A 12,918-nucleotide genomic window follows, 5' to 3' on the forward strand; every position below is an offset into this window, starting at 1 on the left:
AACGCTGAGTCGCGCATTCTTGTGCGTGTTCATCCGGGTGGCTCCTTTGGCTTCTGGATTTCAGCACCCATCAGCTTCAAGGGTCGCGGCTCGGATGAACAATCTACTGAGAGGTCACACCTAGGGCCTGTTGAGGTTTCGTTCGAGCGCCTTTTCGTCGAGAGACCGCCGTGTGTCCGGCAAGGCTCGCAACGCCGCCGGGCGGGATTTGTGGCCCAACCCTTCGGGACAAGTGCCCCAAAATCAAAAACACGACGGCAATCCAGCGTTCTACACGCTGGCGCAGAATGACACGCTATGCGTGCTATGCCTCGTCTTGCCGCCCATCGTCAATTTCAGGGCGCACTTGGCGCGGACTCGCACGAAGCCTCAACAGGCCCTAGCCGCAACACCTGCCGCGGGCGGGACGGCGATCTATCGCGCGACGACAGACCAAGCCCATCCGGCCGGCGCCGACGACACCGGCCCGGGTGGTCGTCTCATTCGTCCTCGATGCCCAGCCGCCGACGGACCGCTTCGGCCGTGGCCCGGTTGCTGGTGACGACGGGCAGGCCGAACCGGCGCTCCAGATCAGCCAGCAGATGACGCGTCGGCAGATTCGTACAGCTCAACAGAAGCGCTTCGGCCGGGTCGTCACCGGCTGCGAGTTCGGCAATCGTCGCGGCATCGACCCGACCGATCGCCTGATCCGCGCTCAGCCCCAGAGAACGACTGCTGACCACGTTGAGATCATAGGATTCGAGATAACGCTGCTCGAGTATGGTCACGTCCTGGGTATACGGTGTGCGCAGCCGCATGGCCCGCCCACGACGACGCCCCGCCTCGGCGAACGCACGTGCGGTCGTGACCACCGGGCAACCGGCAACGGCCGCCAGCCGCTCCGCCAGCGCCGTCTCGTGCGCGGCGCCGCGAAAGAAGGACCCACTGGTACAGGCAAAGGCCACAACGCTCGGGTCGATATCGGCGATGAGTGCCGCCGCCTCGAGCGCATGGTCCTCCATGACAGCGAGCCCTGCCTCGGTGACCGACGGCAACCGCATCCGGGCGAAATGCACGGAGCAGCCTGGGCCGAGCAGCGCCGGCAACTCCTGTTCGATCGTGGTATCCGTCGAGGGCACCAGCACCCCGACACGGATAGGCGATTCCGTCATGACACGACTCCAAAGACGCTCAGCAGCGAAGTACCGCCCAGCAGAACAACCACCGCAACGACAATCAGGCCCAGCAGATTCTGGAGCCAGCCATTACGCCAGGCCCCCATCAGACGCCGATGGTTGACGGCGACCAGCAGAGCGATCACCAAAATCGGCAACAACAGCCCATTGGTGAACTGGGCAAACAGGATCAGCGCCAGCGGCTTGGTCTGGAACGTCGCCGAGATCGTGCCGAACAGCAACACCGCGAGCCAGACGATACGAAACGGCCATGCGCGCATGTTCTGCCCGAACCCGAGCGAGGTGCTCACCGCGTAGGCAGCCGCCAGGGCCCCGGCGATTGCACTGGTCAAGCCTGCCGCGAACAGCCCGAGCGCCATGAAATAAGGCGCGGCCGGGCCCAGCAGCGGTTCGAGCTGGCGCGCCAGCGCCCCGGCACTGTCCACCGTGATATGGCGGCTGAAAAACGCGGCCGCGGCCGTCACCAGGATCGCCAGCGTGATGAGGCCACCGATCGCCACGGAGATGACGGTGTCGATGCGGGCGGCGCGAATCGAACGCGCGAGAGCGCGGCCGCGTGGGTAGGCTTCGAGCACGCCCGATGAATGCACGAACAGGTTGTAGCCGACGACTGTCGTGCCGATGAGCCCGACGGTCAGCATCTGCGCGCCCGAGGGAATCGTGGGGTGCAGCAGGCTCTGGCCCATGGCCAGCAGATCGGGCTGTACGAGACAGGCCGTCGTCACGAAGACAAGACACATCACCGCAACCATGCCGGACAGCGCCCACTGGATGACCCGGAATCGGCCGGTCCAGAGCAACGCACCGACCAACAGGCATATCACCGGCGGCCAGTATCGTGGGTCGGTTGCTGTCAGGCCCGACAGGCCCGCCGCCGTGCCCGTGATATCCCCGGCCGCATAGACCGCACTGCCAACCCCGAGCGCGGAGACGATCAGGGCGACCAGGGCCCAGCGCGCCGGGCCGCGTGGCACGAGCCCGCGTATCGCATTGCCCAGGCTGGCGCCAGTGGCCAGACCAAGGCGTGCGGCCATTTCCTGGAGAATCATGGTCGCCACGATCGAGAACAGGATCGCCCAGAGCAAGGCGAACCCGTGTTCCGCGCCGGCCAGCGTGGCCGTCGTGATCGTGCCCGGCCCGACGAAACAGGCCGCCACCATGATCGCCGGCCCCGGCCGCCAGCCACTCCTCGGCGGTGTCGGCACCGTATCGCGTTCCTCTGCGGTCCGTTCAATCATGCCCTTCCCTTTTGTTGAACAATCAAACCCGAAAAAGCATGAATCGGGCCAGCCATGTCTGACATCGTCTTACCGACGGGCCTCTCGCCACCGCGACGAAACCACTAAGGCCTGATAAATCACTTTAATTACAGATTCTTACGGCACAAACGGTCTTCTTTCATCGGGCCACAACGCAAACCCGATCTGAGGTCCGCTGGTGATGAGTACGTCGGCTTTGACAAAATTGTTCAACAAAAACTAAAGTCCCAAACCATGACTTGTCCACACGCCATTCGTCGCACGACGCTGCTTGCCGGCCGATCCTCGGCCGCGGTCAACGCGCGCGTGCATGGGCGTGATGCTGCCTGCATGCGGGAGACGACCGTGCCGACCGAACGCATCCCACTGCACTCGACGGGGGCAGCAATGCCCGCTTTCGGGGCAGGACATCGATCGGGCGTGACGTGTTGCCACCACGCCGACAAACCGATGATGACGGGCCTCACAACGCCGCGACCCCACGGCTTGCCCGGCGCCATGGCACGGGCCGGCACCGAAATCAAAACGCGTAAACTGCGGGCAAACCCACGCACCACATCGAAACCGGACAATATGGTGGCCAACAGCCCGACGCCCGCATCGGACGCCGTCGTCGATCGCGTTGCGGCCGCGCTGCGCTCGCGCATCGTGGCCGGCGAACTCAAACCGGGAACACGCATTGTTGAACAAGCGCTAGCCCGGGATACGGGCGCTTCCCGCAACACCCTGCGCGAAGCCCTGCGGCTGCTGCGCACCGAGCGGCTTATCGAACATGTGCGACACAAGGGCGCGGTCGTACGTTTCGTCAAACCGGCCGAAGTCATCGATATCTACAAGGTTCGACGCGCGCTGGAAATCCGGGCATTGCAGGAATCCGGGGTCGCTGCCGGGGATCGCCTGCGGCAGGTCCGCGAGGCCATCGAACAATCCGAGGCCGCCCTGCGCGAAGGCCGATGGCAGGATGTCGGTACCGGCAGCCTGCGTTTTCATCAGGCCCTGGTCGGGCTGCTCGATTGCCAGCTGCTCGACGAATTCTTCGAATCCACCGTCGCTCAGATGCGGCTGATCTTTGCCGTCATGGCCGACGAAGGCGCGTTCCAGTCGCCGTGGATTCCGCGCGATCGGGCGATTCACGATGCCTTTGTCGCCGGCCGCCGCGACGAAGCCATCGACCGTCTGCGCCTGTATCTGGACGACTCCGAGCGCGCCACGCTCGATGTGGTCCATGCCCATCACGCCTCCGACTAGAAAAGGACTTGCCGATGCCATCTCCCGCCGCTGCCTATCAGCCCGCCTCGGACACCGAAGTCGCCCGTCACCGGACGTTCTGCGACGGCATCGCCGCGGCCGAGCGCACGCCGGTCGAGCGTTTCACGCTGCCGATTCGCAGCGGCCGGGCCTGGCATGTGCCGGCCGGCCATGTCTGTCGCATCGTGGCGACCGACGGCCCCCAGGTCGGCGACCTGAATATCTGGAATGCCCACAACCCCCGCGAACACATGTGGGCGGCCCGGACACGCCAGATGCAGGCCGCGCACGTGACGACCTACGACCGGCTCTGGTCGACGCTGCCCTACCTGCGCCCGATCGCCACGATCACCGGCGACTCGCTGGCGCACTACGGCGTCGACGATGAAGGCGGGCGCGTCCACGATCTATTGGGCAGCCGCTGCGATCCGTACGTGAACAAGATTCTGTCCGGCGAGGAATTCGACTATCACTGTCACTCGAATCTCACACGAGCGGTGCTGCCCCACGGACTGACCGAATTCGATGTGCATGACGTGCTCAACGTGTTTCAGTGCACCGGGCTGAATGACGAAGACCGTTACTTCATGAAGGCCTGCCCGGCCGAGGCCGGCGATTATCTCGAATTCTTCGCCGAGATCGATCTGTTGTGTGCCCTGTCGACCTGCCCGGGCGGCGACCTGTCGGTACCGCTCTGGGGGCCGGATGCCCGCGACCCGATCGATACCTGCCGGCCACTGGGGGTCGAAGTCGATGCCGTGGCACCGGCGGCCCTGGCGGACTGGCATTCGCCGGCCGTGGCCGACTATGCCGGGATGCACGGCCTGTCCGCGCCGCGCCACGACGGCACGCGCGGCTGAGCGCGGCGCCGCTGCCATGATTCGCCGCGCCTGCCGGATGCATCGCCCGCACGACTCCGGCAGGCGCGCGGGCGCCATCGACGGCGACGCCTCCGGGATCAACCCGGCAGAGGGCCACGCTGCGTTGCTCCCGGCCACAATCTGTCGCAACGTCATCTGACGCCTATTCGAGCCCAGATACGCCTATGCCCACCATCGATCTCAATGCCGACGTCGGCGAATCCTTCGGCCGCTGGCAGCTCGGCGACGATGCCGCGATGTTCGAGTCGGTGACCAGCGGCAACATCGCCTGCGGTTTCCATGCCGGCGACCCGTCGACGATTCGTGCCACCTGTCGGGCCGCGGTCGATGCCGGGGTATCGATCGGCGCCCACGTCGCCTATCGCGACCTGGCCGGCTTCGGCCGTCGCTTCGTCGATTGTGCCTCGGGCGAGCTGGCCGACGACGTGCTCTATCAGCTCGGCGCGCTGGATGCCTTCGCTCGGGCCGCCGGCGGGCGCATCGGCTACATCAAGCCCCACGGGGCGCTGTATCACGCCATGATCGATCACGAGCCCCATGCCCGCGCCGTCATCGAGGCGCTGCGCGCCTTCGATCCGACACTGCCGATCCTGGCTCTGCCCGGCGCGCGCGTGCTGGAACTGGCCGACACACACGGCATCCGCGGCGTGGCCGAAGCGTTTGCCGATCGCGCCTACAACGCGGACGGCACGCTCGTCTCGCGCCGCAAGCCCGACGCGCTGATCAAAGACGACGAGACCATCGTGGCCAATATGATCCGGCTGGCCGAGGACGGCGTGATCATCGCGCGCGACGGCACCCAGGTCCGCGTGGCGGCCGAGAGCATCTGTGTCCATGGCGACAGCCCGGGGGCGGTGACCACGGCACAGGCCGTGCGACGCGCACTGGACGATGCCGGCATCACGATCGCGGCCTTCGCATGAGCGCTGCCGGCATCCGTCGCGTCGGCACCCGGGCGCTGCTGGTCGAATGCCAGTCGCTGGATGATGTGCTGGCACTGGACGCGCATCTGGCCGAGACGCCGCTGGCCGGCCAGATCGAACGGGTCCCGGCGGCCCGCACCCTGCTGCTGGGTTTCGACAGCGCACACCACGTAGCCGCCGCGGGGGCCCGCCTGCCCACGCTCGCCCCCGCGCCGATCGATGCCGACACCGGCCGCGAGATCACGATCGATGTGGTCTATGACGGCGCGGACCTGGCCGATGTCGCCGACCACACCGGCCTGTCGGTCGAGGCGGTCATCGCCGCGCATACCGGCCAGCACTGGCGAGCGGCCTTTGGCGGGTTCGCGCCCGGATTCTTCTACATGGTCGGCGATAACGACCGACTCGACGTGCCGCGACGCGCCGCGCCCCGCACGGCCGTGCCGGCCGGCGCCGTCGGGCTGGCCGGCCATTTCAGCGCGGTCTATCCCAAGCAATCGCCCGGCGGCTGGCAGCTCATCGGGCGGACCGATGCCCGGCTCTGGGATCCGACCCGCGACTCGCCCGCCCTGATCCGGGCCGGCGACCGGATTCGTTATCGGGCCGTCGATACGCTGGACGACACGCCGGCCGACGGCCCGGCGAGCGCGTCCGCAACGCAATCCGATGTCGGGGGTGATGCCGGCCCGGCGCTGTGCGTCGTCGACCCCGGTCTGCAGTCGCTGGCCGAGGATCTCGGCCGACCGGGGCAGGCCCATCTCGGCGTGCCGGTCTCCGGCGTGGCCGACCGGGCCGCGGCCCGCCAGGCCAATCGGCTGGTCGGCAACGCGCCGGGGGCCGCCGTGATCGAGACCGTGCTCGGCGGGCTCGTCGTGCGTGCCGTCGGCGAGGCCGTGGTGGCCGCGTCCGGCGCCCCGGGTGTGCTATCCATCGAGGGGCCGCACGGCCCGCGCCGCGCCGAGACCGGCCGGCCCTTTCTGCTGCGCGACGCCGAAACCCTGACATTCGCAGCCCCCAGCCACGGGCTGCGCCGATATCTGGCCGTACGCGGCGGGTTCGTCGTCGACCCCGTTCTGGGCAGTGGCGCCCGTGACACGCTGTCCGACATGGGCCCGCCGCCGCTTGCCGCCGGCGATACGCTGTCGATCGGCGCGGCCGACAACGGCCATGTTGTCGGCGCACCGGAGCCGACGACGCTGGCCGCCCCGCCCGACGATGGCATTGTCCGACTGCGCGTCGTGCTCGGCCCGCGGGCCGACTGGTTCAGTACGGCCACGATCGAGCGGTTCACCACAACGCCCTGGCGTGTCACACAGCAATCCAACCGGATCGGGCTGCGACTGGCCGTCGATGGCGACGACCAGGGCGACGACGCGGAGCCGCCGCTGCCCCGCGATGCGACCGGCGAACTGCCCAGCGAGGGCACGGTGCCCGGGGCGATCCAGGTGCCGCCGGCCGGCCGGCCCGTCCTGTTTCTCAACGATCACCCGGTCACGGGCGGCTATCCGGTGATCGCGGTGCTCATCGACGCGGATCGCGACCGCGCCGCCCAGCTCGCCCCCGGCGCAGTCATCCAGTTCGTCGCGGTCGACGCCGACGCGCCCCATTCGATCGAAGGAAGCTGACATGAAGCGGATTCTCATCGCCAACCGCGGCGAGATCGCCGTGCGCCTCGTGCGGGCCTGCCGCGACGCCGGCCTGGCCTCGATTGCCGTCTATGCCGATGCCGACGCCGATGCCCTGCATGTGCAGCTCGCCGACGAAGCCTGGGCACTGGATGGCACCGCCGGCGAGACGACCTATCTGGCCATCGACAAGCTCATCGCCATCGCCCGCCGGGCCGCGGCCGATGCCGTGCATCCCGGCTATGGTTTTCTGTCGGAGAATGCCGATTTCGCCCGCGCGGTCGTCGAGGCCGGACTGATCTGGATCGGCCCCTCGGCCGAGACGATCGAAGCGCTCGGCAACAAGCTCACGGCCCGCGAGATCGCCACGCGCGTCGGCGCGCCGCTGGCCCCCGGCACCGACGGCCCGGTCGACACCCCGGAGGCCGTACGCGACTTCGCCGACGAACACGGCCTGCCGATCATCATCAAGGCCGCCCACGGGGGCGGCGGGCGTGGCATGAAGATCGTGCACAAGGCCGCCGACATCGAGGATGCGTTCGCCTCGGCCGTGCGCGAGAGCGAGGCCGCCTTCGGCCGCGGCGAGTGCTTCGTCGAGCGCTTTCTCGACCGTCCCCGCCACGTCGAGGCCCAGATCCTGGCCGACACGCACGGCCATATCATCGTCGTCGGCACCCGCGACTGCTCGTTGCAACGCCGCAACCAGAAACTCGTCGAGGAAGCCCCGGCCCCGTTTCTCAGCGATGAACAGCGCCAGCGCATCCACGACTCGGCCAGGGCGATCTGTGGCGAGGCCGGCTATGTCGGCGCCGGCACCGTCGAATACCTGGTCGCGCCCGACGGCCTCATCTCCTTTCTGGAGGTCAACACCCGGCTGCAGGTCGAGCATCCGGTCACCGAGGCCACCAGCGGGATCGACCTCGTGGCCGAGCAGTTCCGCATCGCCGACGGTCAGGCCCTGACCGTGACCGAAGATCCACCGCCCCACGGCCACGCGCTTGAGTTCCGGCTCAATGCCGAAGACCCGGCCCGGGGGTTCCTGCCGTTTCCCGGCACCATCGAGCGCTTCGAGCCCCCCACCGGCGCGGGCATTCGGGTGGATACCGGCGTGCGCTCGGGCGCGATCGTGCCGGATGCCTTCGACTCGCTGATCGCCAAACTCATCGTCGCCGGCGACACCCGCGCCCAGGCCCTGCAACGCGCGCGCGCCGCCCTCGACGAGTTCGTCATCACCGGCCTGCCGACCGTCATCCCCTTCCACAAGGCCGTGCTGCGCGAACCGGCCTTCACCGCCGACGACCGATTCGGCGTGCATACCCACTGGATCGAGACCGACTTCAGCGAACGGCTGGCCGCGTCCGACGAACTGGCGGCCGCCGCGCCCGAGGCCGATCGCAGACGCTTTACCATCGACCTCGACGGCAAGGCCGTCCAACTCGGCCTGCCCGCCGCACTGCTGAACGCCCTGGGCACCGCCCAGACCGCCACGGCCGACACCCACGCCAGCGACGAAGCCGACGACAATGCCGTCACCGCCACCCTCAGCGGCACCCTCGTCCAATGGCAGGCCGACGACGGCGCCGACGTCGCCGAAGGCGATGCGCTCGCCGTGCTGGAAGCGATGAAAATGGAAACCACCATCAGCGCCCCCCGAGCCGGCACCTTCGAGCGGGGCGACCAACAGGCCGGCGATGCCGTCGCCAACGGCGACGTGCTCGGGCGGATCGGCTGATATCGGCCGGCCGCCCTGCCGGTTCTGCAACGGCGCGTTCCGCATCCGGGCAGCCTCCGGCTTGGCGAGCCTGTCGGTGACTTACAAAAACCGGGCCCTAGACCGGAAACACTCAGATCACCGCCTGCCTCCCGGGCAACGCACGCACACCGCCTCACGTACCACCACAGTGACACGCGATATGCATTTGGACCGATAAAGGCGTCCTCTCATCATGTCCGACACTGTTCCACGAATCGAGTTGTTACAAGTCGAACCCACCACCGTCTGGTAACGCGTCCTGGAGCCCGAGCAAATCAATCTGCGACGCCTGTGTCAGAGCATCCAGTACGCCATGGGCCGGCTGGAAACGAATTTGAAATCAACGGCAAGCGATACGGGCATCCCGAACTGGCCGATGGTCTGAGAGACAACATTGCCCGAGCGGCCAACAAGAAAACTCTTACGCTGTTGCCGCATTTGAATAACGGCTGTCTTCTATATCGCTACGATTTCGGCGACGATTGGACACACCGGATTATCGCCCAGGATAGCGGGCTGCCGAAAACCACGCCGTGCCCGCCACTGCTCGACGGCGCCATGGCCTGTGCCCCCGAAAACATCGGCGGCCACCCGGCCGCGCCGCATTCAAGGCCATCACAAGCCACAAGGCGATCACTGCATTCAGATATTCGGCGCGGATTTTGAGCCGACCGATTTCGATCGGGAAGCCGCCGCGGCATACTCAAGCGTATCCATGGCGCTTTCGGCCACAAGTGACCCCGCGGAGCCGTGAATGCTGACGCAATTCGGCACGGATGAAACCGAGCGGAAAACACGTTAACGCGGCTGCCTCAATCGTCGTCATTCGCGGCCTGCCAGAACACGGACCGCGCTTGCTCGGCCGCCTCGCGCAATGCGGGGCCGATCATCGGCGCCAGCCCGAAACGCGCCCGCACAACATCGCCCGTCGGCTGATAATCGTTCGGTTTGCTGATGTCTTCCGCGATGAATGCCATCAGACCGACGGTTGTCCAATTTTCACCGCTCGCCAGCAGATGCGCCATGGTCTGGTCGTAGCCGTTGATGCTCGCCAGAACCGAGCGCGAATTGCTCTTGGCGATATGCAACGGCGCCATCGCCGCGATTTCCGACTCGATCAAGGGTTCGGGGATATGCAGATAACGCAGCAGATACGGCAGATCCTCGAGAAAACGCTCGGTCAATGTGGCGTACGGCGCGGCCGGCAGCAGCAAAGCGATACGCGAATGCTCGGCCACGGCGATCACGAAAGGTTTGCGACCGTAGCGCACCACGTTCGCCGTCCAGTCCCCGAGACGATTTTCCGGCGTCGGCGTATCGGTTTCGACCGTCGCCTTGAGCGACTTGAGCAGCTTGCCGGTACAGCGGAATGCGGTCATGGCAGATTCCGTGGTTCCGTTCGTGTAGAACACCAAGCGATCATGGCACACCCGAAAGCCTCGTATGCCCGGCGTAACGGGCCAACCCGCAAAACGGCCTCGACAAGCCGGCCGGTGGCCACACGTCGACGCTGCGTCTATGAATTGAGCCCAGCGCGCCTCAGGACCGGCGTCGCTCGATAGCCAGACCGGGAAATCACGTCAGACACCGATGATCACAATCGGCACGGTCGATCATCACCGCCATACACAAAGCCATCGCCGAAACAGTCTCTGTATAGATTCTTCCCGAAGTTTATACACGTGGTGACAAACGTGTATATTTATTCCTTTAAAATATACACGTTTCCGATGGTCGCGCTTCCGTCGCTCAAACAACTCGACCCTGGACGATTCGAAACCGTCGCGATTTTCAAGCGACTCAATGCCACTACGCGTCGGCTCGCGGAGCTCAAGGGTGTGGCATCGACAATCCCGAACCAATCGATCCTGATCAACACGCTCGGCATCCAGGAGGCCAAGGACAGCTCCGCGATCGAGAACATCATCACCACCCATGATGAGCTGTTCCGGGGCGATGCGACCGAGCCTGGCAGCTCGCTGCAGGCCAAAGAGGTCTATCGATACCGTGAAGCGCTATTCACGGGCTACGACGCGGTTCGCCGGGATCGGCTGATCACGAATCGGCATATCCAGACGATACAGGCCACGCTGGAAAGAAACGCGGCCGGATTTCGTCGCATTCCCGGCACAGCTCTGCGTAACGGTTATGGGGAAACGATCTACACACCGCCCTCGCCGGAACAAGTACCGGCTCTCATGACCGACCTCGAGGCCTTCATCAACGACGACGCGCTGTTCGCGATCGACCCATTGATCAAGATGGCGCTCCTTCACTACCAATTCGAGAGCATCCACCCATTCTACGATGGCAACGGCCGAACCGGCCGTATCCTGAACGTGCTGTACCTGGTGAAAAACGCGCTGCTCGATATTCCGGTGCTCTATATGAGCCGGCACATCGTGCGCACCAAGGACGAATATTATCGCCGGTTACAGGCTGTTCGCGATGACGACGCCTGGGAAGCCTGGGTGGAATACATGCTGATCGCCGTCGAGCAGACCGCCGGCGAAACGATCGAGACGATTCAGGCCATCAAGGCCGCACTCCAGCGTTACAAGCATCAGATCCGCGAACGCCACAAGTTCTATAGCCAGGATTTGATCAATAACCTGTTCATGCACCCGTACACGAAGATCGCTTTCGTGCAGGACGAGTTACAGGTGTCTCGGATCACGGCGACCAAGTATCTGGACGAACTCGTGGCCGACGGTTTCCTGAAAAAAGAACGCCTCGGCCGGACCAACTTCTACGTGAACATCGCACTCAACGATATTCTGACCGGCGAGTCGATGACGAACTGAGTCGGCTGCCCCAGAGTACGAATACGCGACCGGCCCGAGAAGACCAAGGTACGACGATGCGAACAGTATTTATCAGCTCGGTGATCGAGGGCTATCAGGAGATACGCCAGGCCGCACGCCGAGCGGTCGAGATCATGGGCTTCAAGCCCATCACGGTCGAAACCGACCTTCCCGCAAAGGCCTACTCTCCGGAGCAAGCCTGTCTGACCGAAGTCTCGCAAGCCGATATGTATATCGTCATCGCAGGCGAGCGCTTCGGATACCGGACCGATAGCGGCCTGTCGGTCACACAAACCGAGTACCGAGAAGCGCAGAAAACTCAGCGACCAACGCTCGTATTCATCGAGCAGGTTCAGCCGGAGGCTGACCAGGAATCGTTCATCGACGAGCTGCAGGATTATGCCGCCGGGCTTTTCCGCCGGACGTTTTCGTCGCCCGACGAACTGAAAGACGAAATCGTTCAAGCCCTCAGACAGCTCGACGAAAATCAGCGAGCCGCTTCCGAGAAAGATTTCCAGCGGCGACTGGAGCAAGCGACGGCGAGTCACCAACACGCCCGCTGGTCTTCGGATCCCAACCAGCCGACCCTGACGGCGGCCTGGTGGCCGCAACCACCACACGATATCGATCTCAGCCGGCTCGAAAACCATCTCGACGACTATTTCGATATCGCTTGCGCCCAAGGTCTCCTGGCCAAACGCGCTGGATACGAATCCGTGTCCGGACCCGACCACGTCGGCTTCGCGAGCCAGGACCATCAGATCCGCCTGTTCGAAGACGGCCTGATCCTCTATCGCGGGATCGCAACGCCGCCGCAAACATCTCGCCATAACCCGCTATCGGGTATGTTTGTAGCGCCTTCCCAGATTCGCGCGTACGCGCTCGCAGCGTCTCACCTGTTCGATGCAACTGGCGCCTGGTGCCATATCGCGTTGACGGGCATGTCGAACAAGCATTTCGCTGAGCCACCATCCGCCGAGCAACGCTCCATGAGCATGCCGATGATGGCGACCGAAAACGTCGCGCGTAATCGTTGCCTCATTCCGTATACGTCTGACCGGTATCAGCAATTCATCGACCGTGCGATCGACCAGTTCGGTCGCGAGCTGTCGCACCGGTTCTGAGACACCGCTATCGCAAAGGGCGGTCTTTCCTGGCTACGGAATGGCTGGGTACACTCCGGCGCGATATGTTTCTTCGTCGGTCGCGCATGACAACGCCGTGCGCGGCGGTCTTGTAATCCAAAAGCT

Annotated in this window: 11 protein-coding genes; 8 read left to right on the plus strand and 3 right to left on the minus strand. The window is 65.1% G+C overall.

What is annotated here, in order from left to right:
• Positions 1-479: 479 nt before the first annotated feature.
• A complete protein-coding gene (locus D3260_RS16340; protein ID WP_120099683.1) occupies positions 480-1,151 on the minus strand; it encodes an aspartate/glutamate racemase family protein in 672 nt (223 codons plus the stop codon).
• The gene (locus D3260_RS16345) at positions 1,148-2,413 is read right to left on the minus strand and encodes an Nramp family divalent metal transporter (protein WP_120099684.1); all 1,266 of its coding nucleotides are present in this window, start codon (positions 2,411-2,413) and stop codon (positions 1,148-1,150) included. The genes D3260_RS16340 and D3260_RS16345 overlap by 4 nt, the downstream gene beginning before the upstream one ends.
• Before the next feature lie 594 nt (positions 2,414-3,007).
• Here D3260_RS16345 and D3260_RS16350 point away from each other — a divergent pair.
• The 6 genes from D3260_RS16350 (at position 3,008) to D3260_RS17585 (ending at position 9,530) form a co-directional block, all read left to right on the plus strand.
• The gene (locus tag D3260_RS16350) at positions 3,008-3,682 is read left to right on the plus strand and encodes a GntR family transcriptional regulator (RefSeq protein ID WP_120099718.1); all 675 of its coding nucleotides are present in this window, start codon (positions 3,008-3,010) and stop codon (positions 3,680-3,682) included.
• Positions 3,683-3,696: 14 nt separating this feature from the next.
• Positions 3,697-4,542 (plus strand): urea carboxylase-associated family protein, encoded by an 846-nt coding sequence (locus tag D3260_RS16355; protein WP_120099685.1) that lies wholly within the window; start codon positions 3,697-3,699, stop codon positions 4,540-4,542.
• Positions 4,543-4,727: 185 nt separating this feature from the next.
• Positions 4,728-5,486, plus strand: a complete 759-nt coding sequence (locus D3260_RS16360; RefSeq protein ID WP_120099686.1) for a LamB/YcsF family protein — start codon at positions 4,728-4,730, stop codon at positions 5,484-5,486.
• Positions 5,483-7,111, plus strand: a complete 1,629-nt coding sequence (locus D3260_RS16365; protein ID WP_120099687.1) for a carboxyltransferase domain-containing protein — start codon at positions 5,483-5,485, stop codon at positions 7,109-7,111. The genes D3260_RS16360 and D3260_RS16365 overlap by 4 nt, the downstream gene beginning before the upstream one ends.
• 1 nt (position 7,112) lies before the next feature.
• A complete protein-coding gene (locus tag D3260_RS16370) occupies positions 7,113-8,843 on the plus strand; it encodes a biotin carboxylase N-terminal domain-containing protein (protein ID WP_120099688.1) in 1,731 nt (576 codons plus the stop codon).
• Between the two features lie 312 nt (positions 8,844-9,155).
• Complete coding sequence (locus D3260_RS17585; protein ID WP_158583581.1) at positions 9,156-9,530, plus strand: hypothetical protein; 375 nt, start codon at positions 9,156-9,158, stop codon at positions 9,528-9,530.
• A 146-nt stretch (positions 9,531-9,676) separates the two neighbouring features.
• On the opposite strand, the gene D3260_RS16380 is transcribed toward D3260_RS17585, so the two are convergent.
• Entirely contained in the window at positions 9,677-10,243 is a 567-nt protein-coding gene (locus D3260_RS16380) for a hypothetical protein (protein ID WP_147418242.1), read from the minus strand.
• A 351-nt stretch (positions 10,244-10,594) separates the two neighbouring features.
• Here D3260_RS16380 and D3260_RS16385 point away from each other — a divergent pair, with 351 nt between their 5' ends.
• Together D3260_RS16385 and D3260_RS16390 are read left to right on the plus strand one after the other, a co-directional pair.
• Positions 10,595-11,668, plus strand: a complete 1,074-nt coding sequence (locus D3260_RS16385) for a Fic family protein (protein ID WP_120099691.1) — start codon at positions 10,595-10,597, stop codon at positions 11,666-11,668.
• 56 nt (positions 11,669-11,724) lie between these two features.
• Positions 11,725-12,792, plus strand: a complete 1,068-nt coding sequence (locus D3260_RS16390; protein ID WP_120099692.1) for a DUF4062 domain-containing protein — start codon at positions 11,725-11,727, stop codon at positions 12,790-12,792.
• Positions 12,793-12,918 lie beyond the last annotated feature (126 nt).

It is taken from the genome of Salinisphaera sp. Q1T1-3 (assembly GCF_003602005.1).
Lineage (GTDB): Bacteria > Pseudomonadota > Gammaproteobacteria > Nevskiales > Salinisphaeraceae > Salinisphaera.